The sequence below is a fragment of the Streptomyces sp. CB01881 genome (assembly GCF_002953255.1).
Lineage (GTDB): Bacteria > Actinomycetota > Actinomycetes > Streptomycetales > Streptomycetaceae > Kitasatospora.
Window position 1 is genome coordinate 1618451 of sequence record NZ_CP026498.1, and the last position, 26074, is coordinate 1644524.

Annotated in this window: 20 protein-coding genes and 1 pseudogene; 10 read left to right on the top strand and 11 right to left on the bottom strand. The window is 72.8% G+C overall.

Annotated features, from left to right (window positions below; translation table 11 throughout):
• The 4 genes from C2142_RS07075 to C2142_RS07090 all read right to left on the bottom strand — a co-directional run bounded on the left by C2142_RS07075 (position 1) and on the right by C2142_RS07090 (position 5072).
• The gene (locus C2142_RS07075) at positions 1 to 1701 is read right to left on the bottom strand and encodes a glycoside hydrolase family 13 protein (RefSeq protein ID WP_148641588.1); all 1701 of its coding nucleotides are present in this window, start codon (positions 1699 to 1701) and stop codon (positions 1 to 3) included.
• Between the two features lie 33 nt (positions 1702 to 1734).
• The gene (locus C2142_RS07080; RefSeq protein WP_148641589.1) at positions 1735 to 2646 is read right to left on the bottom strand and encodes a carbohydrate ABC transporter permease; all 912 of its coding nucleotides are present in this window, start codon (positions 2644 to 2646) and stop codon (positions 1735 to 1737) included.
• Between the two features lie 39 nt (positions 2647 to 2685).
• The gene (locus C2142_RS07085; protein ID WP_148641590.1) at positions 2686 to 3690 is read right to left on the bottom strand and encodes a sugar ABC transporter permease; all 1005 of its coding nucleotides are present in this window, start codon (positions 3688 to 3690) and stop codon (positions 2686 to 2688) included.
• 104 nt (positions 3691 to 3794) lie between these two features.
• The gene (locus tag C2142_RS07090; protein ID WP_148641591.1) at positions 3795 to 5072 is read right to left on the bottom strand and encodes an extracellular solute-binding protein; all 1278 of its coding nucleotides are present in this window, start codon (positions 5070 to 5072) and stop codon (positions 3795 to 3797) included.
• A 308-nt stretch (positions 5073 to 5380) separates the two neighbouring features.
• Between C2142_RS07090 and C2142_RS07095 the strand changes: the two genes are divergently transcribed.
• Positions 5381 to 5956: a GNAT family N-acetyltransferase gene (locus tag C2142_RS07095; protein ID WP_148641592.1), complete on the top strand. Its 576-nt coding sequence runs from the start codon at positions 5381 to 5383 to the stop codon at positions 5954 to 5956.
• Here C2142_RS07095 and C2142_RS07100 read toward each other — a convergent pair.
• The 3 genes from C2142_RS07100 to C2142_RS41950 all read right to left on the bottom strand — a co-directional run bounded on the left by C2142_RS07100 (position 5949) and on the right by C2142_RS41950 (position 10236).
• The gene (locus tag C2142_RS07100) at positions 5949 to 7031 is read right to left on the bottom strand and encodes an aldose epimerase family protein (protein WP_148641593.1); all 1083 of its coding nucleotides are present in this window, start codon (positions 7029 to 7031) and stop codon (positions 5949 to 5951) included. The genes C2142_RS07095 and C2142_RS07100 overlap by 8 nt on opposite strands.
• 170 nt (positions 7032 to 7201) lie before the next feature.
• Complete coding sequence (locus C2142_RS41945; RefSeq protein WP_346766364.1) at positions 7202 to 8209, bottom strand: hypothetical protein; 1008 nt, start codon at positions 8207 to 8209, stop codon at positions 7202 to 7204.
• On the bottom strand, positions 8209 to 10236 hold the full coding sequence (locus tag C2142_RS41950; RefSeq protein ID WP_346766365.1) for an AAA family ATPase: 2028 nt from the start codon (positions 10234 to 10236) through the stop codon (positions 8209 to 8211). Before C2142_RS41950 ends, C2142_RS41945 begins: the two co-directional genes overlap by 1 nt.
• 297 nt (positions 10237 to 10533) lie before the next feature.
• On the opposite strand from C2142_RS41950, the gene C2142_RS07110 reads away from it, so the two are divergent.
• Together C2142_RS07110 and C2142_RS07115 are read left to right on the top strand one after the other, a co-directional pair.
• Positions 10534 to 11481: a terpene cyclase gene (locus C2142_RS07110; protein ID WP_148641595.1), complete on the top strand. Its 948-nt coding sequence runs from the start codon at positions 10534 to 10536 to the stop codon at positions 11479 to 11481.
• A 299-nt stretch (positions 11482 to 11780) separates the two neighbouring features.
• Positions 11781 to 13304 carry an aldehyde dehydrogenase family protein gene (locus C2142_RS07115; RefSeq protein ID WP_148641596.1) on the top strand — a complete coding sequence of 508 codons (1524 nt, stop codon included), beginning with the start codon at positions 11781 to 11783 and terminating at the stop codon, positions 13302 to 13304.
• 233 nt (positions 13305 to 13537) lie between these two features.
• On the opposite strand, the gene C2142_RS07120 is transcribed toward C2142_RS07115, so the two are convergent.
• The gene (locus C2142_RS07120) at positions 13538 to 13990 is read right to left on the bottom strand and encodes an SHOCT domain-containing protein (protein ID WP_206670927.1); all 453 of its coding nucleotides are present in this window, start codon (positions 13988 to 13990) and stop codon (positions 13538 to 13540) included.
• 7 nt (positions 13991 to 13997) lie between these two features.
• Positions 13998 to 14426, bottom strand: coding sequence for a DUF6325 family protein (locus tag C2142_RS07125; protein ID WP_148641597.1), 429 nt, complete (start codon positions 14424 to 14426; stop codon positions 13998 to 14000).
• Positions 14427 to 14574: 148 nt separating this feature from the next.
• Between C2142_RS07125 and C2142_RS07130 the strand changes: the two genes are divergently transcribed.
• Positions 14575 to 14898, top strand: a complete 324-nt coding sequence (locus C2142_RS07130) for a nuclear transport factor 2 family protein (protein ID WP_148641598.1) — start codon at positions 14575 to 14577, stop codon at positions 14896 to 14898.
• Between the two features lie 10 nt (positions 14899 to 14908).
• Here the strand turns inward: C2142_RS07130 and C2142_RS07135 are convergent, their stop codons facing one another.
• Entirely contained in the window at positions 14909 to 16135 is a 1227-nt protein-coding gene (locus tag C2142_RS07135; RefSeq protein WP_148641599.1) for a serine hydrolase domain-containing protein, read from the bottom strand.
• Positions 16136 to 16244: 109 nt separating this feature from the next.
• On the opposite strand from C2142_RS07135, the gene C2142_RS07140 reads away from it, so the two are divergent.
• From C2142_RS07140 to C2142_RS07150, 3 genes are all read left to right on the top strand, one after another.
• A complete protein-coding gene (locus tag C2142_RS07140) occupies positions 16245 to 16751 on the top strand; it encodes an NUDIX domain-containing protein (protein ID WP_148641600.1) in 507 nt (168 codons plus the stop codon).
• Between the two features lie 437 nt (positions 16752 to 17188).
• Positions 17189 to 17713, top strand: coding sequence for an ATP-binding protein (locus C2142_RS07145; RefSeq protein ID WP_148641601.1), 525 nt, complete (start codon positions 17189 to 17191; stop codon positions 17711 to 17713).
• Between the two features lie 154 nt (positions 17714 to 17867).
• A complete protein-coding gene (locus tag C2142_RS07150) occupies positions 17868 to 18395 on the top strand; it encodes a hypothetical protein (RefSeq protein ID WP_148641602.1) in 528 nt (175 codons plus the stop codon).
• 408 nt (positions 18396 to 18803) lie between these two features.
• Here C2142_RS07150 and C2142_RS07155 read toward each other — a convergent pair.
• Positions 18804 to 19677: pseudogene (locus C2142_RS07155) on the bottom strand (IS110 family transposase); the annotation flags it as partial.
• 647 nt (positions 19678 to 20324) lie between these two features.
• Between C2142_RS07155 and C2142_RS07160 the strand changes: the two are divergent.
• The 3 genes from C2142_RS07160 to C2142_RS07170 all read left to right on the top strand — a co-directional run bounded on the left by C2142_RS07160 (position 20325) and on the right by C2142_RS07170 (position 26043).
• A complete protein-coding gene (locus tag C2142_RS07160; protein ID WP_241003132.1) occupies positions 20325 to 21041 on the top strand; it encodes a TetR/AcrR family transcriptional regulator in 717 nt (238 codons plus the stop codon).
• Positions 21042 to 21293: 252 nt separating this feature from the next.
• On the top strand, positions 21294 to 23333 hold the full coding sequence (locus C2142_RS07165; protein ID WP_148641604.1) for a hypothetical protein: 2040 nt from the start codon (positions 21294 to 21296) through the stop codon (positions 23331 to 23333).
• 439 nt (positions 23334 to 23772) lie between these two features.
• A complete protein-coding gene (locus C2142_RS07170) occupies positions 23773 to 26043 on the top strand; it encodes a glycoside hydrolase family 18 chitinase (RefSeq protein ID WP_148641605.1) in 2271 nt (756 codons plus the stop codon).
• Positions 26044 to 26074: the final 31 nt, after the last annotated feature.

The following is a 26074-nucleotide window of genomic DNA, read 5'->3' on the forward strand; positions in this document are numbered from 1 at the left end:
TCAGACCGCCCACCAGTCGGTGCTGTCCGGAGCGAGTACCGTCTCGCCGCCGTCCACCACGGCGTCCGCGGAGGAGAGCAGCAGGCGGCCGGGCGCCGGTATCCGGACCGGTTCCGCGGTGGTGTTCACGGTGCAGACGAAGGAGCCGCGGCGGAACACCAGGGTGCCCTCGGGGCTGTCCAGCCACTCCACGCCGGTGCCGGCGCCGAGGTCGGCCTGCGCGCGGCGGACGGCCAGCGCACTGCGGTACAGCTCCAGGGTGGACGTCGGGTCGCCGGTCTGCGCCTCGACGCTGAGCTGCGCCCACTCGGCGGGCTGCGGCAGCCAGCTCGGGCCGCCGGCGACCGGGCCGAAGCCGTACGGGGCCTCGGTGCCGGACCACGGGATCGGGACGCGGCAGCCGTCGCGGTAGCCGTCCTGGCCGGCCTGGCGGAAGAAGGACGGGTCCTGGCGGACCTCGTCGGGCAGGTCGGTGACGTCCGGCAGGCCGAGCTCCTCGCCCTGGTAGACGTACGCGGAGCCGGGCAGCGCGAGCATCAGCAGGGTGGCGGCGCGGGCGCGGCGCAGGCCGAGCGCGCGGTCGCCGGGGGTGCGGATCTGGGTGCCGAGGCCGGGCTCGTTGGCGAACCGGGTGGCGTGCCGGGTGACGTCGTGGTTGGACAGCACCCAGGTGGTGGGGGCGTCGACGGGGCGCATCGAGTCGAGCGAGAGGTCGATCACCCCGCGCAGCTCGGCGGCGTCCCAGGAGGTGCCCAGGTACTGGAAGTTGAAGGCCTGGTGCAGCTCGTCGGGGCGCACGTAGTTGGCGGTGCGCTGGACGGTGGGGGTCCACGCCTCGGCGACGCCGATCCGCTGGCCCGGGTACTCGTCCAGGATCCGCCGCCAGCTGCGGTAGATCTCGTGCACGCCGTCCTGGTCGAAGAACGGCATGACGTCGTTGCCGAGCAGCTTGAGCTGGTCGCCGCCGCCGAGGTCGGGCAGGCCGGGGGCCTTCACCAGGCCGTGGGCGACGTCGATCCGGAAGCCGTCGACGCCCATGTCGAGCCAGAACCGCAGGATCGAGCGGAACTCGTCGGCGACGGCCGGGTTCTCCCAGTTGAAGTCGGGCTGCTCCGGGGCGAACAGGTGCAGGTACCAGTCGCCCAGGGTCCCGTCCGGGTTCGCCGTGCGGGTCCAGGCCGGGCCGCCGAAGATGGACTCCCAGTCGTTGGGCGGCAGTTCGCCGTTCTCACCCTTGCCGGGCCGGAAGTGGTAGCGGTCGCGCAGAGGGGACGCAGGGCCCTCGCGCAGGGCACGCTGGAACCACTCGTGCTGGTCGGAGGAGTGGTTGGGGACGAGGTCCACGATGATCCGCAGGCCCAGCGCGTGGGCGTCGCGGATCAGCCCGTCGGCGTCCAGCAGGGTGCCGAACATCGGGTCCACCGCGCGGTAGTCCGCCACGTCGTAGCCGGCGTCGGCCTGCGGCGAGGCGTAGAACGGCGAGAGCCAGACGGCGTCCACGCCGAGGTCGCGCAGGTAGGGCAGGCGGCTGCGGATGCCGGGCAGGTCGCCCATGCCGTCCCCGTTGGAGTCGGCGAAGCTGCGCGGGTACACCTGGTAGATGACCGCGTCCCGCCACCAGCCTCTGGACGCGCCGGTGCCGGCCTCGTGAGCGGTGGCGTCGGCGGCGGGCCGGGAGGTGTCGGCCAGGTTCTGGGTCATGGACGGTATCCCTTGGGACTAGAGAGCGGCAGGTCAGGACTTGGAGGCGCCGGCGGTCAGGCCGGTGACCAGGTGACGCTGCACCAGGTAGAAGAGGACCGAGGACGGGATCGCGATCAGTACGGCGGTCGCCGCCATCAGGTTCCACTGGGCGTCGTGCTCGCTGACGAAGGTCTGCAGGCCGACCGCCAGGGTGTACTTGTCGGAGCTGAGCATGAAGGTGGAGGCGAAGGCCACCTCGGCCCATGCGGTCAGGAAGGAGTAGAACGCGGCCACGGCCAGGCCCGGCCTGGCGAGCGGCAGCACCAGCCGCCAGAAGGTGCCGAACGGGGAGAGTCCGTCGACCCGGCCGGCCTCGTCGATCTCCACCGGGATGGTGTCGAAGTAGCCCTTCAGCAGCCAGGCGCAGTACGGCACCGTGGTGGTCGAGTAGACCAGGATCAGGCCGAGGTAGCTGTCCAGCAGGTCGAGCTCGGAGAGGATCGTGTACATCGGCACGATCAGCACCGCGATCGGGAACATCTGGGTGACCAGCAGCGACCACATCAGCGGCTTGTGGCCGGGAAAGCGCATCCGGGAGACGGCGTAGCCCGTGGTGGCGGCGATCAGCACGCCGAAGACGGTGGTGACGCCGGAGACCAGGAACGCGTTGCCGAACCAGGTGAAGAAGTCGGTGTCGAACAGCACCGTGTGGTAGTTCGACAGCGTCATCTTGTCGAGGATGGCGCCCGGGTGGAGGTAGTCCGTCTTGTCCGGGCCGAGCGAGACGTAGAGGATCCAGACCACCGGGAAGAGCGCGATCAGGCTGGCCAGGATCAGCGCGCCGTGGGACAGCGCGCGGGCGGCCGGGCTCGCCTGTCCGCGCGGGCGGACCTTGGGCGGACGGCCGGCCGGCGGCGCGGGACGCGCGGCGGCGGTGGTGGGTCGGTCGGTGGTGGTGCTCATCGGGGTACCTGCCTTCGTGGTCGCTGGGGGGACGGGGCGTCAGCCGTTGGCCTGCTCGTTGCGGGCCAGCCAGCGCCGGTAGAAGGCGGTGAAGACGATCAGGATGGAGAGCAGGATCACGCCGTACGCGGCGGACTGCGCGTAGTCCCGGGGCTGCTGGCCGAAGCCGAGCCGGTAGGCCCAGGTGACCAGCAGCTGGGCGTCGGGCGCGCCGTTGCCGCCGAACAGCAGGAAGATGACGGCGAACTGGTTGAACGTCCAGATCACGCCGAGCAGCACCACGGTCGAGGAGACGGTGCGCAGCCCCGGCAGGGTGACGTGGCGGAACCGCTGCCACGGGGTGGCGCCGTCCATCTCGGCCGCCTCGTACAGCTCGGCCGGGATCGACTGGAGGCCGCCGAGCAGCGAGATCATCATGAACGGCACGCCGACCCAGGTGTTGACCAGGACGGCGGCCGCCTTCTGCGCCAACGGGTCGTCCAGCCAGCCGGGTTCGGGCAGGTGCAGGGCGGAGAGCAGGCCGTTGACGGCGCCGCCGTCGGCGAGCATCAGCCGCCAGGAGAAGACGGTGACGAAGGTCGGCACGGCCCAGGGCAGGATGAGCAGCATCCGGTAGACGGCGCGGCCGCGCAGCTTCTGGTTGAGCAGCAGGGCGAGGCCGAGGCCGACGGTGTAGTGCAGGCAGACGCAGATCGCGGTCCAGGCGATGGTCCAGACGAAGTGCGACCAGAAGCGGTCGTACGAGCCCGGGCCCCAGAGGATGTCCGCGTAGTTGTCGAAGCCGACGAACTTGTAGCTGGCCGGGATCTCGTTGACGCCGATCTTGCGGGCGGCGTTGAGGCTGTTGGCGTCGGTGAGGGTGAGCCAGAGGCCCTCGGCGAGCGGGTAGAGCACCAGTACGCCCAGCACGATCACGACCGGCGCGATCATCGCGTAGGCGTACCAGTGCTTGGCGTACGAGCGCTTGAGGCGCTCCATCAGGCCCGGACGCGGATCGCGCTCCCGGCTGCCCTGGCCGGTGGCGCCCTGCACGGCGACTGACATGTTCGACACCTTCTCGGGGAGGTCCGCCGCCTCGCTACGGCGACTGCTGCTACGGGTCTGGCCGCCCGGCCCGCCGGGGGTGGCGGGCCGGGCGGCTCGGGTGACTACTTGGCGAAGCCCGGGAGGAGCTTGGCGTAGTCGGTGGCGACGGTGTTCAGGCCGTCCTGGGTGCCGGTGCCCTGGACCACCTTGCCGAGGTTGGTGCCCAGCGAGGCGAACAGCGAGCTGTACTCGGCCAGTTCGGGGCGGGGACGGGCGCTGGTGAGCACGCTCTGGAAGCCGGCGATGCCGGGGTCGGCCTTGACCTCGGGGGTGAAGGCGTCGGCGCGGGTCGGCAGGGTGGAGTTCTTCTGCGCGATGAACGCCTGGCTCTCCGCGGAGGTCATGTAGGCGGCGAACTTCTCGGCGGCGGCCTTGTGGGCCTTGTCCGAGCCGGCGTAGACGGAGATGTTGTGGCCGCCGGTGGGGGCGCCGGCCTTGCCGGCGGAGCCGGCCGGGACGGGGGCGATGCCGAGGTTGGTCTTGTCGGCGAACGCGGTGCCCTTGTAGATGTTGGTGATCTCCCAGGGGCCCTGGATGATCGCCGCGACCTTGCCGCTGTTGAAGGCGTCCATCATGTGCGCGTAGGCGTCGCTGGTGACGTCGGCCTTGGCGGTGCCCGGCGCGGTGAACATCGTCTTGTAGGTCTCGATGCCCTTGACGGCCTCGGGCGAGCCGATGGTGATCTTCTTGCCGGCGGCGTCGACGGTGTCGGTGCCCTCGCCGAACAGGAACGGCATCGCGTAGTAGCCGTCGGCGGCCTTCAGCCAGAAGCCGTCCACGCCGGCCTTCTCCTTGACGGCGGCGGCAGCGGTCTTCAGCTCGTCCCAGCTCTTGGGGGCGGCGGTGATGCCGGCCTTGGTGAAGAGCTCCTTGTTGTAGAGCAGGCCGAGGGTGTCGGTGACCAGCGGGACTCCGTACAGCTTGCCCTCGTACTTGGCCTGCTGGACGAGGCTGGGCTGGAAGGCGCCGGCGTCGGCGGCGGCCGCGGTGCCGTCCAGCGGCTCCAGGTAGCCGGCCTTGGCGAAGGCGGCGGTCCAGCCGACCTCGGAGCGGAACACGTCCGGAGCGCCCTTGGCCCCCATGGCGGTCTGGAGCTTGTTCTGCGCCTGGTCGAACGGCACGTTGACGAAGTCGACCTTGACGTTCGGGTTGGCCTCTTCGAACTTCTTGACGAGGGCCTGGTAGTTCGGGGCCTCGTTGGTGGCGTTCGACGTGTCCCAGTACGTGAGGGTGACCGGCCCGTCGGCCTTGCCGTCCGAGCTGGAGCCGCTGCTGCCACAGGCAGCCATCGAGACCGCGAGGGCCACAACGAGGGCAGAGGCCGCGATGCCACGCCGCATGAGAACTCCTTGGGAGGGGTGGGGGTGCCCGAGATGTTGGGAGGCAGGCGCATAATGGCTGCCTCGTGCCGACCGCACCGTTGCTGCCGTCGGGCTCGGAAGGAAGTTAACAGCGGCGCAATCGCCACGGAAAGTCCTTGCAGCAAGTTTCTGCAAGAAATGGGGATCGTTACGCCCGCGTGTCCTGGACGTGGCCGCACGGTAGTCGACAGACGGCCAAGGCGTGGCGGTTTGTCCGTTTCGTATCGATAGGGACCCCGCTCATTAATACGCTGGGTTGCCGAAAGGCCTTGCAGCAGACTGGTCCCATGCGAATCAGAGCCGCCACCAGGGAAGACCTGCCACTGCTGCGCGAGCTGGAACGGGCCGCCGGGGCACCGTTCACCGCCATCGGGATGCCGGAGATCGCCGAGGACGAGCCGCCCACCGTCGAGGAGCTGGCCCACTACCTGGACGGGGGCACCGCCCTGGTCGCCCTCTCCGACGAGGGCGGCGGACGTGCCGGGGGCGACGCGGACGACGGGCGTGCCGGGGGCGAAGAGGGCGAACGCGGCACCCCCGTCGGCTACCTGCTGGCCGAGCCGGTGGACGGCGCCCTCCACATCGAGCAGGTCTCCGTCCACCCCGGCCACGCGCGCCGCGGCATCGGCCGGGCGCTGATCGAGCACCTGGCGGCCACCACCGACGCGCCCGCCCTGACCCTCACCACCTTCGCCGACGTCCCGTGGAACGCCCCCTACTACGCCCGCTTCGGCTTCCGGCCGCTCGCCGACGCCGAGATCACCCCGGGCCTGCGGGAGATCCGCCGCCGCGAGGCCGGGCACGGCCTCGACCGTTGGCCGCGGCTCTGCATGCGCAGGGAGATCGGCGCGGGGCTCAGCTGACGCCCAGCCGCAGCACCGTGGTCGAGCGGAACTCCTCCCCCGGCCGCAGCTCGGTGCTGGGGAAGGCGGGGTGGTGCGGGGAGTCCGGGAAGTGCTGCGTCTCCAGCGCGATCCCGGCGAACGGCCCGTACGGCACGCCGCTCGCACCGGTCACGGCGCCCTGGAACTTGTTGGCGGTGTAGACCTGCACGCCCGGCTCGGTGGTCAGCACCTCCAGGGTGCGGCCGCTGGCAGGGTCCTCCAGCAGCGCCGCCCGGGCCGGGGTGCCGTCGGCCGGGCGCGGGCGGAGCACCCAGTTGTGGTCGTAGCCGCCGGGACCGGTCAGCTGCGGGTGCTCGTCCTGCACCGACTTGCCGATCGGCCGGGGGGAGGTGAAGTCGAACGGCGTGCCGGCCACCGGCTCCGTCCGCCCGTACGGGATCTGCCGGTGGTCGGCGGGGGTGTACTCGTCGGCGTCCAGGGTGAGCAGGTGACCGAGGACGTCGCCGCTGCCCTCGCCCGCGAGGTTGAAGTACGCGTGGTTGGTGAGGTTGAGGACGGTCGGCCTGCTGGTGGTCGCGCGGTAGCCGATCACCAGCTCGCCGGCGGCGCTCAGCGTGTAGTCGACGGTGACGTCGAGCGCGCCGGGGAAGCCCTGGTCGCCGTCCGGGCTGTGCAGGTGCAGCCGGACGCCGTCGGGCAGCGGCTCGGACTCCCACATCCGGTGCGCGAAGCCGTCCGGACCGCCGTGCAGGGTGACGCCGCCCCCGGTCGGGGCGAGCGGGTGCTCCTCGCCGTCGATGGTGACCTTGCTGCCGTCGATGCGGTTGGCGTACCGGCCGACCACCGTGCCGTAGTGCCGGGCCGGGCCGAGGATCTCGGCGAGCCGGTCGCTGGAGAGCAGCACCTGGGCGGGGTGGCCGGTGCGGTCGGGGGCGGTCAGGGAGTGCAGGGTGGCGCCGAGGGTGAGCACGGTCGCCTCGTACGGGCCGGCCCGCAGCGTCCAGCGCTCGATCGCGGCGCCCGCGCCCGCGGGTTCGAGCGGTTCGCGCCGCACACTGGTCGCCTGCGACCCGTTCGCCGGGGGCGTCGCCATGACCTGCTCCTCACTGGCGGCCGCGGTGCGCCGCGGCCCCCTGGTACCGGGTCCGTCCGGGGCCAGCCGCCCCGTGGGCAAGCCTAGTCAGCGGGGCGTCGGCGGGGGCGCTCCTGCCGCCCCGCGCGCCGCCGTCAGGCTTCCGCCCGCCGTCGTACCTCCGCCCGCCGTCAGGCTTCCGCCGTACCGCCGTCCCGGCCGGCCGCGCCCTCGCGCCCGTCCTCGGTGCCGTCGCGCTGCTCGGGCGGCAGGCCGAGCGCCGAGGCGAGCCCGTCCGGGCCGCTGCCCGCCTTGCGGTAGACGGCGGCCAGCCGCCGGTTCACCAGGCTGAGGTGCACGCCCAGCTCGTCGGCGATCCGCTGCGGCGGCACGCCCCGCACGGCGAGCCGGGCGACGTCCCACTCGGGCTGGCTCAGCATCTCCCGGACGTCGCCGAGACGGTTGGGCCGCAGGCCGTAGTTGGCCAGCTCGCGGCGGGCCCGGTCGACCAGGCCGTCGGCGGCGCAGTGCTGGGCCAGTTCGATGCCCTGGTAGAGGTACTCCTGCGCGTCCTCCAGCCGGCCGACCCGGCGCAGCGCCGCACCGAGGTCCACCAGCGCGACGGCGTGCTCGTAGCCGGCCGGCGACTGGCCGAGGTGGCGCACGGCCTCCTCCAGCAGCTCGACCGCCTGCTGGCCGTCCGCGATCTCGGCGTGCAGCCGCAACGCGGTGCCGATCGCCGAGGCGGTACCGAACCGGCGGGCGTCCCGGACGGACCGCTCCGCGTACGCGCGGGCCCGCTCGGGCTCGTCCTCGGCGAGCGCGACCGCGAGGTGGCCGGCCCAGGGCGCCCAGACGGTGTTGTGCCAGCCGCGGGCGTCCAGCTGGGCGCCGGCCTCGGTGAGGGCGGCGGCGGCCCCGGCGTTGCGGCCCTTGGCGAGCAGCAGCTTGCCGTAGAGGGAGGCCGCGTCGGGCAGCACCATCGCGGTGGAGTGGTACGGCGGGCTGAAGCCGAACCCGATCGCGAGGTCCCAGGCCTCGTTGGTGCGGCCGCGGGCGATCAGGGTGTCCACCAGGACGCCGACCGCGTCCCAGGCGAGCGGCAGCTTGGGGCCGATCCGCTCGGAGAGCCGCAGGGCCCGGCGCAGGAAGTCCTCGGCCTCGGCGAGCAGGCCACGGCGGAACCGGGCCAGGCCCATCAGGAAGTACGCGAAGCCGCGGTGGGCACCGCTCCAGCCCGCGATCTCGAACTGGACGATGCGTCGCCGAAGAGCCGCTCGGCCTGCGCGATGCGGTCGCTGTAGGTGTACGAGAGACCGAGCGTGGCGGGCAGTTCGAAGCCCCAGGTGCTGTCCGTCCAGCCGAGGCCCTTGGGCAGCCGGCCCTGGTCGAGGACCTGGTCCGCGTGGCGCAGCACCTCGGCGGAGGGCTCGCCGCGCAGGGTGAGGTCCCAGGCGCGCAGTGCGAGGACGGCCCGGTCGGCGGCCTCGCGGCCGGTGAGGCTGCGGCAGAGCGCGCCCAGCCGCTCGGAGCGGGCCGGACCGTCCTCCTCGGACTTGCGGTAGGCGTGCCACATGAACGCGGCGGCCTCCAGCCGGAGCCGGCCCGCGGAGTCGTCGTCCGTCTTCTCGGCCTCGTCCTGGCAGACCCGCGCGGCCTCGCCGAGCTGGCCGCTGTGCGCGAGGACCTCGGAGAGCCGGAAGGTGGCGTCGACCCGGAGCGAGGGGCGCAGCGGCCCCTCGTCGGGGTCGAGGGCGAGCTTCAGCTGGTTGACGGTGGCCATCGGGTCGGTGAGCAGCGCGGAACAGCCCAGCTCGTACAGCACCTCGGCGCGGATGTCGTCGTCCGGCGGCTCGGCGAGGGCGCGGTGCAGGCAGCGCTGGGCCGCCTCGGGCGCGCCGATCAGCAGGTGTTCCTGGGCGGCCTTGCGCAGCTTGCGGACGGTGCGGTCGTCGCCCTCGCCGGGGAAGGTCTCGACCAGGTGACGGGAGGCGGCGAGCAGTCCGAGCCCGGCGTTCTCGATCTCGGCGGCGGCCACCCCGTGCATGCCGGTCTTGGTGGACTCCTTCATGGTGTTGTAGATCGAGCTGCCGATCAGCGGGTGGACGAACTCCAGGTTCCCGTTGGGCGTCTGGGTGAGGACGCGCTGCTTGCGCAGCTGCTTGATGGACTCGCGGGAGCCCTCCAGGGACTGGGTGGAGATCCGGGCGGCGAGGTCCGGCCGGATGTCGGTGCCGAGCATGGCGCAGGCCCAGGCGAACCGCAGGGTGCTGGCGCCGAGCCGCTCCAGCCAGCCGGTGAGGGTCGTCCCGGTGGCGTCCACGGCGAGTTCGCGCAGCTGCTGGGAGTTCTCCTCGACCGGGTCGAGCTCCTGGTCGCGCACCTGGTCCAGCAGGGCGACGGCCTCGAACGGGTTCCCGTTGACGACGTTCCAGAACTCGTAGCAGAAGGCGTCCTCGGCCTTGTCGCCGAGTTCGGCGCGGACCATGTCGGTGACCGAGACCAGGGTGAGCCGGCCGAGTTCGTGCCGGCGGGTGGCGAGGGAGGTGACGGCGGCCTGGTGCTCCTGGGCCTCGGGCTGCCAGTCCGCGATGTCGTCCCGGTAGGCGAAGACCAGCAGGACGGGCAGTTCGCTCGCGCGGAGGGCGAAGGAGGCGAGCCAGGCGAGCGATTCGAGGTCGGACCAGTGCAGGTCGTCGACGATCATCACCAGCGGCGCCCGGCGCGGGGCGAGCTGGGTCAGGACGTAGTCGAGGCCGTCGCGCACGCCCTGCGGGTCGAGGCGGCGGGCCCCGGCCTTCGGCTGCTTGAGCCCCATGGCCGGACCGACGACCTCCTCCCAGGTGCCCATGACCTGCCGGAACTCGGCGGGGTCGAGGCCGCCGAGGACGGGCTGGAGCAGCTGGCGCAGGACGTGGTACGGCTCGTTGGACTGGCGCTCGCCGCCGCGGGCGAACAGGACGGTGGTGCCCTCGCGGAGCTTGGCGATCCTGCGGACCTCGTGCAGCAGGCTGGTCTTGCCGATGCCGGGCCGGCCTGAGAAGGTGAGCAGCTCGCCGATCTCGGTGCCGCCGGCGGCGAAATCGCGGCAGAGCTTCTCCACCGCGGCCTCGGCCGAGCGGAGTTCGGCGTCACGGTCGCGCAGCCTGACCCGGTGCGGAACGGTCTCCGGCTCCCGCCCGTCGGCACCCGCCCCCGCCCGAAATTCGTGTCCCTGCTCGGTCACCGTCGCGCCTCCGCCTCGCCGTACCCTGCTCGTGGAGCCGAGGTTAGCGCCGTGGGGGGCACGCTGTCGGGCATTCGCCCAGGCTGGAACGGAGATTGAGGGTTCGGACAGCTTGCCAAGGGCAATTGCCCTATATCCCTAACGTCCGATCATTGCATCGGATACTCTACGGCCCCCGAGCCGAGTTGATCTTGCCATGCCGAACTGCGCACCGCGTTCAGCCGCTCCAATCCCCCCTCCCCCACGACCAGCACAGGCACCACCAGTACCCCCACCCTCCGCCGCACCGGGAGTCCGATGTCTGACGACACCTCACTTCAGATTCCGTTCCCGCACCGCCGAAGCCCGCACGGTCCGCACGCCGCCGAACTGCACCGCGACTGGCTGACCCGCCACCCGCTGCTCCCGGACCCCTCGCACCCCTCCTACGCGCACTGGGACGTCGTCGCCCTCGCCGCTCTCGGCTACCCCGATGCCGGGCCGGACGAACTCGCCCTGGCCGCCGACCTGATGGGCTTCTACTTCCTCTTCGACGACCAGTTCGACGGACCCCTCGGCCGCCGCCCCGCCGAGGTGGCCCCGATCTGCGAGCGGCTCATCTCCGTCCTGCACGGCGCCGGGCCCGACCCCTCCTCCGCCGTCGAGACCGCCTTCGCGGACCTCTGGGAACGCAGCGTACGCGGGATGCCCGCGCGTTGGCAGGCACGCGCCGCGTACAACTGGGAGTGGTACCTGGCCAGCCACCCCGCCGAGGCCGCCGGCCGGATCTCCGGGCGGCCACCGGACCGCGACGGCTACCTGGCCCTGCGCCGCGGCACCGCCGCGATGGAGACCATCTTCGACATGGTGGAGTGCCTCGGCCACTTCGAGGTGCCCGCCGCCGTACTCCACCACCCGGTGCTCCGCCAGATCCGCCAGCTCGCCGCCGACATCCCCTCGCTCAGCAACGACGTCCGGTCGTTCCCGCTGGAGGCGCCCCGCGGCGACGTCAACAACCTGGTGATGATCGTGCAGCGGGAGCGCCGCTGCTCGGCCGAGGAGGCCTGCGCCGTGGTGATGGACGAGGCCCAGCTGATGGTCGAGCGCTGCCGCGAGCTGTACGACCGCCTCCCCGACGTCCACCGCGAGCTGGGCCTGTCCCGGGTGGAGCGCACCGTCGCCCAGCGCTACGCCGACGGCCTGGTCACCTGGCTCGCCGGGTACCTCAACTGGGAGTCCCACACCGGCCGTTACCTCGCCGCCTGAGCCCGCCCGGCTCCGCGTGACCCCGGACGCACGCCCGCCCGGGCCCGGGCCGGCCCGCGTCGGCGTGACGGAAAACGGCCGAATAAGCACCCTCCGTGGAAGTCGGCTGTACGGACCGTAGCCGCGCCCGCCGTCCGCGGCTAGGGTGCCAGACGGCGGGCGCCCCGGCGGCGCCCGGCCCATGTGCGCGTCCGCACCCTCCGCCGGACCGCCGGGCCACCGGTCCGCGGTCCGGCGCACCGCCCGGCCCCCGCGCGCCGCGGCGGTGCCCCCCGACCACGCGAGGAGGCCCCCGGAGCATGACGGTCTACCAGCCCCCCGGCACCCCCGGATCCATCGTCAACTACCGCCCCCGGTACGAGCACTGGATCGGCGGGCGGTGGACGCCGCCGGTCCGCGGCGAGTACTTCGAGAACCCCAGCCCGGTCACCGGCGAGGTCTTCACCGAGGTCGCCCGCGGCACCGCCGAGGACATCGAGGCCGCGCTCGACGCCGCCCACGCCGCCGCCCCGGCCTGGGGCCGCACCGCGCCCGCCGAGCGCGCCCAGGTGCTGCTGCGGATCGCCGACCGGATGGAGGCGAACCTGGAGGCGCTGGCCGTCGCGGAGAGCTGGGAGAACGGCAAACCGGTGCGCGAGACGCTGGCCGCCGACCTGCCGCTCGCCGTCGACCACCTGCGCTACTTCGCCGGCGCGCTGCGCGCCCAGGAGGGCGGCCTCTCCCAGCTGGACGAGGACACCGTGGCGTACCACTTCCACGAGCCGCTGGGCGTGGTCGGCCAGATCATCCCGTGGAACTTCCCCATCCTGATGGCGGTCTGGAAGCTCGCCCCGGCCCTGGCGGGCGGCAACGCGGTGGTGCTCAAGCCCGCCGAGCAGACCCCGGCGTCGATCCTGGTGCTGGTCGAGCTGATCGCCGACCTGCTGCCGCCCGGCGTGCTCAACGTGGTCAACGGCTTCGGCCTGGAGGCCGGGCGCCCGCTGGCCTCCAGCAGCCGGATCCGCAAGATCGCCTTCACCGGCGAGACCACCACCGGCCGCCTGATCTCCCAGTACGCCAGCGGCAACCTGATACCGGTCTCGCTGGAGCTCGGCGGCAAGAGCCCCAACCTGTTCTTCGCCGACGTCGCGGCCGAACAGGACGCCTTCTACGGCAAGGCACTGGAGGGCTTCGCGATGTTCGCCCTCAACCAGGGCGAGGTCTGCACCTGCCCGAGCCGGGCGCTGATCCAGTCCACGGTCTACGACCGGCTGCTGGCCGACGGCCTGGAGCGGGTGCGGTCGATGCGCCAGGGCAACCCGCTGGACACCGAGACCCAGGTCGGCGCCCAGGCCAGCGACGACCAGCTGAAGAAGATCCTCTCCTACATCGAGATCGGCCAGGCCGAGGGCGCCAAGGTGCTGGCCGGCGGCGAACGCGCCGACCTCGGCGGGTCGCTCGCGGGCGGCTACTACGTGACGCCCACCGTCTTCGAGGGCGTCAACGGCATGCGGATCTTCCAGGAGGAGATCTTCGGCCCGGTCCTCGCGGTCACCCGCTTCGAGGACTTCGACGACGGCATCGCCCTCGCCAACGACACCCTGTACGGCCTCGGCGCGGGCGTGTGGTCCCGGGACGGCAACACCGCGTACCGGGCCGGACGGGCCATCCAGGCCGGCCGGGTCTGGACCAACTGCTACCACGCCTACCCCGCGCACGCGGCCTTCGGCGGCTACAAGAACTCCGGCATCGGCCGGGAGACCCACAAGGCGGTGCTGGAGCACTACCAGCAGACCAAGAACCTGCTGGTGAGCTACTCCCCCGACGCCCTCGGCCTCTTCTAGGCCCCCGGGCGCGGGCCTCTGAGCGCAGGCCTCTGAGCCAGGCCTCCGGCGCGGGCCTGCCGGGCGCGACCCGCCCCCGGCAGGCCCGCTGCGGGGCCGCGCCCCGCCCGGGAGCACCGGGCCCGAAAACGCGGAGTGGGAAGTCGGGCCGGCCGACTTCCCACTCCGTTACCACTCCCCGTGGTCCGCGGCCGGGCACCCGGGCGGGGCGCCCGGCCGCGTTTCTCCCGAGCTCACCCGCCGAGCAGCCGCGCCTTGGCGGTCGCGAACTCCTCGGGGGTGAGCAGGCCCTGCTGGGCCATCCGGCCCAGATCGGCGAGCTTGTCCGCGATGTCCGGCGCCCCGGCGGACGCGGTGGGCACAGCGGGAACGGCGGACGCGGCAGGCACGGCGGGCACTGTGGGCAGCCCGGACGCGGTGGGCACGGCGGACGCGGCCTGCCCCGGCTGCGCAGCCGCGACGACCGCGACGGCCGGTGCGGCCGGTGCGGCCGTTCCCGCCGGGGCGGCCACCTGGGCCTGCAACGCGGCGATCGCCTCGTTCTGGTCCTGCTCACCCCGGCGCCGGCCGGCCGCACCCCGGCCGGCCGCGTACGCGGCACCGCCCACCACCAGACCGCGCACCAGGGGCGCGCCCACCGGCCGCATCACCCGCACCGGGCGGATCGGGCGCAGAGGTCGGAACATGGCGTCCTCACTTCCCGGCCGCGCGGTGCGCCTCGGCGGCGCGAACGGCCTCGCCGATGTTTTCCGGCGGGATCCGGACGCCCGAGGCGATCCGCCCGCCGATCTCGCGCAGCGCCTCGGCGGTCTCCTGCGCCCAGACGTGTTCGATCAGCACCAGCAGCGCCACCGTCCCCGGCGCCAGCAGCTCGGCCGCCTCCTGGGCGTCCTCCGGCCCGATCAGCGGCAGTTCGGCGCTCCCGTCCGGGACGACGCCGCGCAGGTGCTCGAAGTCGGCGAGTTCCCCGTACGTCGCCTCGCCCTCCGGGTGCCGCGTCACCACCAGCGAGTCGATCACCCGGACGTCGCCGCCGGTGCGCAGCTTGGCGAGCGCTTCGGCGGCCTCGATGGTGATGGTCTGCTGCGGGAACGTCAGGACGAGCAGTTCGGCCGGACCCATCCGGGACTCCCTTCTACGTGCAAATCACCCATAGCGGATCTAAGCACACGAAAATTGAAAATCTCCGACGCGCCGCCGACATTCCCGGACACGCCCGGGCGACGCAATAAACAGGAGGTCCCTATCCCTCGTCCCCCTGGGAGACCCCATGACCATCGCCGTCGCCAAGCTGTCCGACCCGGCCGTCCGCGCCTTCGTCGCCGCGGTCAACTCGGGCGACCGGACCGCCTTCCGCGATCTGCTCACCCCCGACGCGACCATGTCCGACGACGGTTCCGACCGCGACGTCGACGACTGGACCGAGCGCGAGATCTTCTCCAGCCACGGCCACATGGACGTCCAGTCCGAGTCCGACGGCGGGCACGCGCTGATCGCCAGCTACAACAACGACACCTGGGGCGAGATGCGCACCGCCTGGCGCTTCACCGTCGACCACGGGAAGATCTCGCGCTTCGAGACCGGCCAGGCCTAGGGTCCGGCCCTCAGGCGGGCAGCCCGAGGCAGCCGCGCACCGCGCGGATCAGGTTCCGCGAGCGGACGTCGCCCGTGACCCCGGGCTGCATGCCGTTGGTGACGTAGCCGAAGCCCAGCCCGAGGTCGGGGTCGGCGAAGCCGAGCGAGCCGCCCCGGCCCGGGTGGCCGAAGCTGGCCGGCGAGGCCATCAGCGAGGTCGGGCCGTGCCGGAAGAAACCGAGGCCGAACGTCGAGTTGACGATCAGCACCCGGTCCGGCCCGCTGACCGCCGGTCCGACCGCGCGGGCCAGCAGCTCCGGCCCGAACAGCGCCGGCAGGACCTCGCCCGCCCCGCCGCCGTGCCGGTCGGCCGCGCCGACCAGCGCCGCGTAGAACCGGGCCAGCGAACGGGCGGTGCCGATCCCGCCCGCGCCGGGGATCTCGGCGGCCTGGACCGCCGGGTCGTTGAGGTCCACCCCGGGACGCACCGAGGCGAAGGCGCGGGCGGTCAGCGAGGCCGGGTCCTGGTAGGCGTCCCGCACCGCCTGCTTGGGACGCAGCCGCAGCCCGCTCGGCCCCGTCCGGGCGGCCTCCGGCGCGGGCAGGTCCACCAGCCGGCCCACCCGCGGGGCGGCGCCGGCCGGCAGCCCGATCCACAGGTCGAGGCCGAGCGGCCGGGCGATCTCCTCGGCGAAGTACTGCCCGACGGTCCGCCCGCTCACCCGCCGGACCACCTCGCCGACCAGCCAGCCGAAGGTGTAGGGGTGGTAGCCGTGCGCGGTGCCCGGCTCCCAGGCGGGTGCCTGGGCGGCGACGGCCGCCGCCGCCCGCTCCCAGGTCAGCACGTCCTCCAGGCGCAGCGGCACGTCCAGGGCGGGTACCCCGGCCTGGTGCGAGAGCAGCCAGCTCACCGGCACCCGGTCCTTGCCGGCCGCCTTGAACTCCGGCCAGTACGAGGCGACCGGCGCGTCCAGGTCGAGCTGCCCGCGGTCGGCCAGCAGCAGCGCGGTGGTGGCGGTCAGGCCCTTGGTGACCGAGCGCAGCACCTGCGCGGTGTCGGCCGTCCACGGCACGGCCGGTGCGGGCCGCCCGCCGACCTCCGGCCGGGCGTCGCCGCCCCACAGGTCGACCACCTTGCGGCCGCGCACGTACAGCGCGAAGGCCGCGCCCAGCTCGCCGTACTCCCGGAAGTTGCGGGCGAAGGCGTCGCGCACCGGCTCGAAGCCCTCGGCCGTCCCGCCCCAGATCTCCACCACCGCGTGCCGCCCAGCCTCGTCCGAATGCGTACCGTGCCCGTGTCCGGAGTCCGTGCGGAGTTCCGTTCGGTGCGTTCGAACCGGGCCCGGAAACCCTAACCTGTCCGTCATGACCAACCCTGCCGAAGAGCTGCTGGACGTCGTCGACGAGCACGACCGGGTGATCGGGACCGCCCGGCGCGGGGAGGTGTACCGGGACGGGCTGACCCACCGCTGCGTCTTCATCCTGGTCCGCGACCCGGCCGGTCGCATCTTCGTGCACCGGCGCACCGACACCAAGCTGTTCGCCCCCGGCGCGCACGACATGTTCGTCGGCGGCGTGGTCGGCGCGGGCGAGTCGTACGCGAGCGCCGCCGTCCGGGAGGCCGAGGAGGAGCTCGGCGTGCACGGGATCGAGCCGGAGCCGCTGTTCAAGTTCCTGTACCGGGGCGGCGGGCTCTCCTGGTGGTGCGATGTGTACGAGGCCCGCTGGGACGGCCCGGTGTCGCCGCAGGAGTCCGAGGTCGCCTGGCACGCCTGGCTCACCCCGGCGGAGCTGGACGAGCGGCTGGCGCGCGACGAGTTCGTCCCCGACGGGCTGGAGGCGTACCGCCGCTACCGCGAGCTGCGCGGATAGCGCGGCCGGATAGACACCTCACGGCGCCAAGCCGTCAAGCCGGTGGCCGGGTGGAGCGTGGGGCGGTCGAACAGAGCTGATCCTCGTACGCCAGAATCGCGGCATGGCGATGGCACGGCGCTGGTACTCCTCGGCTCCCGTTGTGGACGGCCTCCCGCTGCTGGACGGGCCCGGATTTTGGGCCGCGCACCTGGTCGACCTGTGCGAGGGCGAGTCGGCCCTTATCTGGGGCTCCTAGGCAGTTTGAGCATGTCAGCGTGCATCTGGAGTTGTCAGGGATGTAAGGCACGTAGTCGAGGCTCCGATGCGACGTGTCCTGTGCCGCCTACGTTCTCCACACACTGTCACCGTGGCCTTCACCCGCCTGTGGCTCGCCCATGATCGGCGGGCGGATAAAGCGGTGGTCGTCTGATTGGCTTCCCTGCCACGATCTGGGTGTGACTACGTTGCTCCTGATGGTCGGCCTGCCAGGGGCCGGAAAGACCACGCGGGCTCGGCAGCTCGCCGCGGAGTACGGCGCGCTGCGTCTGACGCCCGACGACTGGATGATTCCCCTGTTCGGCGAGGCGGAGGCAGACGGGAAGCGCGACGTGCTGGAGGGGCGCATGCTCTGGCTCGCCTTGGAGGCGGTCAAACTGGGCACCAACGTCGTCGTGGACTACGGCTGCTGGTCGCGGGACGAACGGTCTGCCATCCGCTGGCTGGTGGAGGCCGAGGAGGCGTGCTTCCGCATGGTCTACCTGCCGGTGGACGATGAGACCCAGCGCGCGCGTATTGCCCATCGCTGGGCGACTGCCCCCGAGGAGACGTTGCCGATGTCCGAGGCCGACATCCTGCACGGGCGGGCGCATTTCGAGGAGCCCGACGCGGCGGAGCTGGAGGGCCGCGGGACCGCTGGCCCGCCGCCCGGCTGGGTGGGCTGGCGGGAGTGGGCCGCCGCCAGGTGGCCGTCGTTCGCGTGACTGCTGCGACCCACGACAGCGCAGCCGTAGCGAGCGTGCCCTCACCAGGCCGAAATGTTCCCCGCTGGACGAGAATTGACGTTCATTCCGTTGGCCTCGTTCAGCGCGGGGCTGCCGATGGGCGCCCCGCTCATCCATCGTGAGGAGACCTGGCTTGACCCTCTCATGGGATCTGCTGATATCCACCGCAGGTGGTGTCACCGCAACGGTCGTGGGCGTCATCGCCGGCGGTGTCATCGGACGCCGCGGCCAGCACCAGCAATGGCTGCAGGGGACGCAGACCGCCGCCTACGAGAAGTTCCTGCAGGCGTTCGGGGCCGTGGAGGCGGAGCTGCGCGAGGCATTCCTCGACGAGCGCAGGCCCGCCGTCGACTGGGTGCCGTTCGTGGCCGCCCAGCACTCGGTCAGCCTCGTTGCCGACCCGGCGACCAGTGCAGCAGCCGAGCGGGTCTGCGAGATCCTGGAGGACTTCACCATCCTCTTCCATGGGCGTCAGCCGACCGACATCGAAGAACTGCGGCCGATTCATACCGCGCTGGGTGAGGCTCACCTGAGCTTCGTCAATGCGGCCCGCTGTTCCCTTGCCCCGTCCCAACGGCGCTTGGACCGATCACTGGGCGGCCCCTCACCCTGGCGGGGCGTCGAGTCCTTCTACACCCGACCTGACAGAAGCCTCGACTGAGCCTTGGCAGGGTGTCCGACTGGGAGGACGTTCTGGGCCGCTCTGCCCGATTGTCGGCGGACTGGCGGAATCGTTGAGGGGGTGACGGTCAGGTCGAGCCGCGCGGAGCAGTAGCCGTCGAGCGCGGTGGCTCGCTCGTCGCATCGGTGACGACGCTGTGAAATCCAGCGTCACTCCAGGTCCTTGAGCATCAGCGTGCACGTCGCCGTCGCGGCCGGCACCGCAGTGCCGTCCGGCAACTCCCGCTCCGGCAACGGCGCACCCACTTCCTGACCAGGGCGCCGAGCACGCCCGCCGCTGACGTGCCGTACGTGCCTGACGAACCCCTGGATATCTGTAAGGCACGGACTGATCAGGGCCACTTGCCGTACTTGTCTTACGGCCCCTGAGCACCCCGGATAACGCCGCGGGAAAGCTGCAGATGATCTCGGCGTCCGGGTGCTGCGGGAACACCTCCTCGACGGCCTGGGCGAGGTCGTCGGCGGCGGTGCAGGCAGCCGCGAGCTGGCCCAGGAGAGCGAGCGTCTGCTGGCCGAGCGCGTCCTCGACCAGCGGGGGCTGGTGGGCCCAGTCGGCGCGAAAGACCTCGCGCAGTCGCTCGACCTCGGCCTCGATGCCGCGCTTGCGGCCGGCCCTCTTGAGGGCGGCCCTCTTGAGGGCGGCGGCGAGCTGCGTGCGGGTCAGCCGCGCGGCCTTTGCCGGGGTGGGGGCTGTCTTGAGGATCTCGCGGGCTTCGGGGCGGCACAGGCCGTTTTTCCACGGCTCGAAGGCGGCCAACGCCGCCGGGTAGTACTCGCGTAGCAGTGAGCGGAGCTGGTTGGCCATCTGCTGTTTGTTTCCAGACGGCGTCCTGCTGGGCGCGGGCGAGGACGGCGACGGCGCGGGCCAGGCCGCTGTCGTCGGGAAGAGGCCGGTGGGCGTGCATGTCGGTGCGCAGGATGTTGGCCAGGACCAGGGCGTCGCCGGGGTCGGACTTCTTGCGGGAGACGGCGTGGCGGTCGCGGTAGCGGGCGGCGGCCATCGGGTTGATCGCGAAGACCTTCCGAGTACCGGTCCGCAGGACCGCGACCAGCAGGCCACGGGAGGTCTCGATCGCGATAGGGATCGGGGCATCCTCGGTGTCCCCGTACTCGGCGAGCAGGTCCAGCAGCAGCTTGCAGCCGGCCGCATCGTCGGTGATGTGCCGCTTGGCCAGCAGCCGGCCGGTGTCGTCGACCAGGGCGACGTCGTGCGTCCGGTCGGCCCAGTCGATGCCACAGTAGATCAAGTTGTTCCCTCCCAGGGCGCGATGTTTGCGCTGGTCACGAGCGCATGCGGGCCACGCAGCGACCTAATTCCAGGACTCGGCCATCCAGCCGGTCCGCCACCTCACTAGCCGTTCGTGGCACCAGCGCACCCCACGGGCCTCGGTCTCTTGCGGGAGCTCGGGCGACTCGGGCAAAACGAGAGGTCACCATGCGGTGGGCTCGCACCACCAACACCAACGAGTGATCAAGAGCGTGGTGTTGACGGTGGTGACGGCCGCGAAGGCGCCGGACGCCGCCGCTCTGTTCAAAGGCATCGACGCCTGGCATCATCAAGGCTTTCCTCCGGCGCCCACGCGGCCGCCACCACCGCGAATGCCGGGGCCGCGCGCCGATCTATCCGAAGGCCTCAGCGACCCGGGTGGCGCGAGGCGTCACGACCTCGGCATTCGAACGGACCGGCAACAGCCCCCTGGCTCCACCGATCCGCTATCAACGAATTAGGGTGGCGCGCATGGCCTCCCGTACGCCGTCGGCGTCGCCCACGTCCGCGCGCCCCCGCCGGAGCACCGACCGGAGCAGCGACCGGACCACCGGCCCCGACGCCGGGCCGGCCGGCGGTACGGGCGCGGCCAAGGCGGCGGGCAAGGGCGGCGGCAAGGGTGGCGAGAAGCCCCGCCGGCGGCTGAGCGTGGACGAGCGGCGCGAGCAGCTGATCGCCGTCGCGCTGGAGCTGTTCAGCCGCCGCCCGCCGGAGGAGGTGTCGATCGACGACATCGCGGCCGCCGCCGGCGCCTCCCGCCCGCTGGTCTACCACTACTTCCCGGGCAAGCAGGCGCTGTACGAGGAGTCGCTGCGCCGGGCCGGGCGCGAGCTGGCCGGCCGGTTCGAGGAGCCGCACGAGGGCCCGCTCTCCGACCGGCTCCACCGGGTGATGGGCCGCTACCTGGACTTCGTGCAGAGCCACGGCCCCGGCTTCGCCGCACTGCTGCGCGGCGGCTCGGTCGCGGCCAGCGCCGGGACGTCCGCGGTGATCGACGACGTCCGGCAGGCCGCGGCCGACCAGATCCTGGCGCACCTGGCCCTCCCCTCGCCCAGCCCTGGCGTGCGGCTCACCGTCCGCGCCTGGATCGCCAACGCCGAGATCACCTCGCTGGAGTGGCTGGCCGAGCGCTCGGTGCCGCTGGAGGAGCTCCAGCTCCACCTGGTCCAGGAGTTCGTCGCCTCGCTGACCCTGACCGCCGCCCGCGAGCCCGCGCTGGCCGCCGAATTCGCCGGGTTCTTCGCCGGGGAACGCCCCGACGGCCCGGCCGGGCGGCTCGTGCGCGACCTCGCCGGGCTGTTCGCCGTCCCGGGCATCGCGGACGCCGTCGCCGCGCTGGCGGCCGAGCCGTCGGACTGACGGACCGGCCGACCGGCCGACCGGCCGGCGGACCGGAAAACTGACGGGCCGACGGACTCCGCGGACCGCGGACCGGCCGGCTCCGCGGCCGACGGACCGACCGCCGCCGGCCCCGCCGGACCGGCCGCCGGTTCTGCCCCGACCGCGGCCTCTGATAGGAATGTCCACGGATCCGACGGCGCATCCGGTCACCGGCGCGCCCGGACCACCGGACCACCGAACGCAGACGCAGCAGAGCGGGGGGCTCATCAGTTGACCCAGGACGGCCAGTTCACCGCGGAGACCAACCCCTTCGCCGCCGCGGAGCAGGTGTCCGCGACGCTCGGCGCGCTCACCGAGGCCCTTCTCGCACCGCACGCCTCCCGCCACCCGGCGGCCTCGCTGACCACGCTGCGCGGCGGCACCCACCCGTCGGCCGAGTCGCTGTTCAACCTGCGGCTCGCCCCCAACGGCCCGGTGTACGACGCCGTCGACCGGCTCGGCACCGTCGTCACCGCCGGGACGGCCCGCCCCGGCACCGGCGCCCCGGTGGCCGGACCGGCCACGGACGCGCTGCTCGCCCGGTACGGCGGCGGTGCGGTGCGCGGTGCGGTGGCCGACCGGGGCACCCTCTCGGCCGCGCTGTTCGAGCTGCCGGTGTCCGGTGAGGCCGCCGACCCCAAGCTCCGCCCGCCGTTCGCCGCCGCGCTGGCCGCGCTCGCCTCCGGGCAGCAGACCCGGCAGCCGGTCGAGCTGGCCACCGGTGCCGGCGCCGAGGTCCGCCTCGTCGTGCCGCCCGGCTTCCACCCGCTGACCTCCCCGGGCGGTCCGCCCGGCGTCTCGGCCCGTACGGTGCCCACCGGCCCGGCCGCCGCCGACGGCGTGGCCGCCGGCAAGGGCCTCGACCCGGCCACCGCCGCGGCCGCCACCGAGCTGACCACCCATCTGGCCGAGGTGGCCGAGGAGTTGTTCAGCGGCACCGGCCCGGCGCCGCGCCGCGACTTCGCGGTGATCGCCGCCACTCTGGCGGACATCCTCACCGCTTCGGGCACCGTCTACGCGGGCGTCTGCGCGGTCGAGGTGGACGGCCGCCCGAGCGACGCCACCCTGGTGGTCTCGCTGGCCCGGCACCCGCTGCCGATCACCGGCCTCGCCACCGAGCTGGCCACCGTCCGCCGGCACGCCGAGGTCTGGACGGTGCTGCTGCCGGCCGGACCGGCCGCCGTCCTGGTCGAGGGACGCAGCGTCCCGGTGCCCGGCACGCTGGCCGCCGACGGCGGGCGGCGCTGGGCGGTCACCTCGGTGGTGGAGGCGTTCGTCCCGCTGCCGGACGGCGTCTCGGTGCTCTGCGTCCAGCTCACCACGGGCCAGCCGCAGGACTGGGATCTGTACACCGAGGCCTTCGCCGAACTGCTGACGAGCGTGCAGTTCGGCTGGGACGGCGTCGCCGGCACGCTCACCGCCCCGGCCGTCCCGGTGCAGACCCCTCCCCCGGTCCTCTCCCCGACGCCGGCCCGCGGCGTCCCCGTGAACCCGGCTCCCGTGGCTCCGGCATCGGCACCGGCCCCTGTGGCCGCACCGGACCCGGCCCCCGCGGAACCCGCCGCCGGCCTTCCGTCGCTGCCGACGGTCTTCACCGACCCCGCCCCCGCCGACCCGACGCCGCTGCCGGTGCACCTGCGCGGGACCCCGGTGCGCGTCCCTCCGGCCGACTTCAACCCCTTCGCCCCGGTCGCCGACCCGACGCCGGCCGAGCCGATCCTCGTCCCGGACGACGGTCCGGACGCCGCATCCGCGGGCGCCCCGGTGGCGGTCCCGCCGCCGGACTTCGACCCCTTCGGCGTGCTGCCCCCGACGCTCACCGACACCACCGTGCCCCGCGCCGAGGAGGACGACCGCCCCAAGGGCACCCCGGTCATGATCCCGCCGCCGGACTTCAACCCCTTCGCCTTCGCCCCCCTGCCCATGGACGCCGTCGCCCCGGCCGCGGCACCCGCGGCCGCATCGGCCCCGGCCACCGACCCGTTCGGCACGGTGACGGCCGACCAGCCGAGCGACCCCTTCGGCACCACCCTCCCGCAGCAGTCGGCCCCCGTCCCGCCGCCGCCCTCGGCGCCGCCGGCCGTCCCCGCGCCGACGGCGACCCTGCCGTCCGACGAGGAGTCGCAGGAGGAGGACCGGAAGCCCAAGGGCACTCCGGTGATGATCCCGCCGCCGGACTTCAACCCCTTCGCACCGCCGTCCGGCATGTTCACCCAGGACGCCCCGGCCGCCCCGCCGGCCGTCGCACCGGAGAACAGCCCCTTCGGCTGAGGTCCGCGATGGAGGGCCGCCCCACCGGGGCGGCCCTCCGACGCTCCGCCCCACCCCCGAACGCCGCCCCGCCCCCCGAGCACCGCTCCACCTCACCCCCGAACGCCGCCCCGCCCCACCCCCCGAGCACCGCTCCACCTCACCCCCGAACAAGGGCCCGGGCGGCCACGGTTGGCCCCGTCCCGGGTGAACCCGCCCTCCCCGCACCCGCGGTCATGTTCACGCCCGCCAACTGGTACAGACCTATTGCCAGTTGCCGGCCGGCTCCCTACTCTCGGGGAGCACAGGATCCTCTGCGGCACCCCGACGGCCCGAGGTCTCCCGCTCCGCGCCGCCCCACGGCCGGAGCGCCCGCACGCTGCTCCACGCACCTGACACCTCCCCACAGGTAACGGGGCGACCCGGCATGCCCGGAGACCCCGGGACAGGAGCCACAACCATGCGCAGACGTCGGATCAAGCTGCCGTTGCTGGCGGCCGGGACACTGCTCGTCCCGCTGCTCGCCGCCTCCCTGCCCGCCACCGCCGCCCACGCCGCCGGGTCCGTCACCGCGACCTTCACCAAGGGCAGCGACTGGGGCAGCGGCTACGAGGGCAGCTACACCATCACCAACGGATCCAGCACCACCGTCAACGGCTGGACCCTGGAGTTCGACCTGCCGTCGGGCAACACGGTCGCCTCGCTGTGGAACGCGGGCTACACCACGGCGAGTTCGCACGTGACGGTCAAGAACCCGGGCTGGGCCGCCGGCCTGCCGCCCGGCGGCACCTACAACTTCGGCTTCAACATCGCCTACTCGGGCAGCTACAAGCCGCTGCTCAACTGCAAGCTGAACGGCCGGCCGTGCGACGGCTCCGGCGGGGACCAGACCGCGCCGAGCACTCCGGGCGGGCTCCAGGCGGGGAACACCACCCAGACCACCATCGACCTCTCCTGGACGGCGAGCACCGACAACGTCGCGGTCACCGGCTACGACGTGTTCCAGGGCGGCACCAAGGTGGCCACCACGGACGGCGCCACCACCGCGGTCACCGTCCAGGGCCTGACCGCAGGCACCGCCTACCAGTTCACCGTCCAGGCCTTCGACGCCGCGGGCAACCGCTCGGCCGCCGCCGGCCCGGTCAGCGCCACCACCAAGCCCCCGGCCGACCCGGACAAGCAGCCGCCGACCGCCCCCGGCACCCCCACCGTCTCCGGCTCCGACGCCAACAGCATCTCGCTGGCTTGGGCGGCCAGCACCGACAACGTCGGCGTCACCGCCTACGACGTCTACAACGGCACCGCGCTCGCCGCCACCGTCACCACGCCGTCCGCCACCGTGGGCAGCCTGGCGCCGGACACCTCGTACACCTTCACGGTGAAGGCCCGTGACGCGGCCGGCAACGTCTCCCCTGCCTCCGGCCCGGTCACCGGCAAGACCAAGGCCGGCGGCACCAACCCCGGTGCGCTGAAGATCGGCTACTTCACGCAGTGGAGCATCTACGCCCGCGGCTACAGCGTGAAGAAGCTCGACACCTCCGGCTCGGCGGGCCGGCTCACCACGCTCAACTACGCCTTCGCCAACATCCACCCGACCACCAAGCAGTGCTTCATCACCAACAAGGCGGCCGGCCCGGACAACGACCCGAACGCGGGCGACGGCGCCGGTGACGCCTGGGCCGACTTCGGCAAGGGCTGGGACGCCGGCAGCTCAGTGGCCGGCACCACCGACACCTGGGACCAGCCGCTGGCCGGCAACTTCAACCAGCTGAAGCAGCTCAAGGCCAAGTACCCCAACCTCAAGATCCAGATCTCGCTGGGCGGCTGGTCGTACAGCAAGTGGTTCTCCGACGCGGCCGCCACCGACGCCTCCCGCAAGGCGCTGGTCAGCTCCTGCATCGACATGTACATCAAGGGCAACCTGCCGGTCATCGACGGCCGCGGCGGCGCCGGCAGCGCGGCCAACATCTTCGACGGCATCGACCTCGACTGGGAGTGGCCGGCCTCCGGCGGGCACGACGGGAACATCTTCCGGCCCACCGACAAGGCCAACTACACCCTGCTGGCCCAGGAGTTCCGCCGCCAGCTGGACGCGCTCGGCGCCACCACCGGCAAGCACTACACGCTGAGCGCCTTCCTCCCGGCCGACCCGGCGAAGATCACTGCGGGCATCGACATCCCGGGCCTGTTCGGCGCCTTCGACTTCGCCACCGTCCAGGGCTACGACTACCACGGCGGCTGGGAGATGAGCACCAACCAGCAGTCGGCGCTCAAGCTCGCGGCCGGCGACCCGTCCACCCCGGACCGGCAGTTCAGCTCGGAGATCGCGATCAACGCGTACGTCAACGGCGGCGCCCCGAAGAGCAAGCTCACCCTGGGCATCCCGTTCTACGGCCGCGGCTGGACGGGCGTGCCGCGCGGCACCACCAACGGCCTCTTCCAGAGCGCGACCGGCCCCGCGCCGGGCACCTACGAGGCCGGTTTCGAGGACTACCACAAGCTCAAGGAGTACGCCACGAGCGGTGGTTACACCCTCTACCGGGACCCGGTGGCCGGCCACGCGTACCTGTACAACGGCTCGGTGTTCTACACCTACGACGACCCGACCGAGATGGCCCGCAAGACCGCCTGGATCAAGTCCCAGGGGCTGGCCGGCGCGATGATCTGGGCCTTCGACGGTGACACCGCCAACGGCGAGCTGATGGCCGCGGTGGACAACGGCCTGAAGTAGACCGGCGGTCCGGCCGCGAAGCCCGGCCCGC

Excerpts from the sequence above, each read along its gene's own strand:
- C2142_RS07130 (WP_148641598.1), top strand. The coding sequence starts at position 14,575 with ATGACCATCGCCGTCGCCAAGCTGTCCGACCCGGCCGTCCGCGCCTTC.
- C2142_RS07125 (WP_148641597.1), bottom strand. The coding sequence starts at position 14,426 with ATGGGTCCGGCCGAACTGCTCGTCCTGACGTTCCCGCAGCAGACCATC.
- C2142_RS41945 (WP_346766364.1), bottom strand. The coding sequence starts at position 8,209 with ATGGGCCTGGCCCGGTTCCGCCGTGGCCTGCTCGCCGAGGCCGAGGAC.
- C2142_RS07140 (WP_148641600.1), top strand. The coding sequence starts at position 16,245 with ATGACCAACCCTGCCGAAGAGCTGCTGGACGTCGTCGACGAGCACGAC.
- C2142_RS07120 (WP_206670927.1), bottom strand. The coding sequence starts at position 13,990 with ATGTTCCGACCTCTGCGCCCGATCCGCCCGGTGCGGGTGATGCGGCCG.
- C2142_RS07095 (WP_148641592.1), top strand. The coding sequence starts at position 5,381 with ATGCGAATCAGAGCCGCCACCAGGGAAGACCTGCCACTGCTGCGCGAG.
- C2142_RS07085 (WP_148641590.1), bottom strand. The coding sequence starts at position 3,690 with ATGTCAGTCGCCGTGCAGGGCGCCACCGGCCAGGGCAGCCGGGAGCGC.
- C2142_RS07100 (WP_148641593.1), bottom strand. The coding sequence starts at position 7,031 with ATGGCGACGCCCCCGGCGAACGGGTCGCAGGCGACCAGTGTGCGGCGC.
- C2142_RS07080 (WP_148641589.1), bottom strand. The coding sequence starts at position 2,646 with ATGAGCACCACCACCGACCGACCCACCACCGCCGCCGCGCGTCCCGCG.
- C2142_RS07170 (WP_148641605.1), top strand. The coding sequence starts at position 23,773 with ATGCGCAGACGTCGGATCAAGCTGCCGTTGCTGGCGGCCGGGACACTG.
- C2142_RS07090 (WP_148641591.1), bottom strand. The coding sequence starts at position 5,072 with ATGCGGCGTGGCATCGCGGCCTCTGCCCTCGTTGTGGCCCTCGCGGTC.
- C2142_RS07115 (WP_148641596.1), top strand. The coding sequence starts at position 11,781 with ATGACGGTCTACCAGCCCCCCGGCACCCCCGGATCCATCGTCAACTAC.
- C2142_RS07110 (WP_148641595.1), top strand. The coding sequence starts at position 10,534 with ATGTCTGACGACACCTCACTTCAGATTCCGTTCCCGCACCGCCGAAGC.
- C2142_RS07075 (WP_148641588.1), bottom strand. The coding sequence starts at position 1,701 with ATGACCCAGAACCTGGCCGACACCTCCCGGCCCGCCGCCGACGCCACC.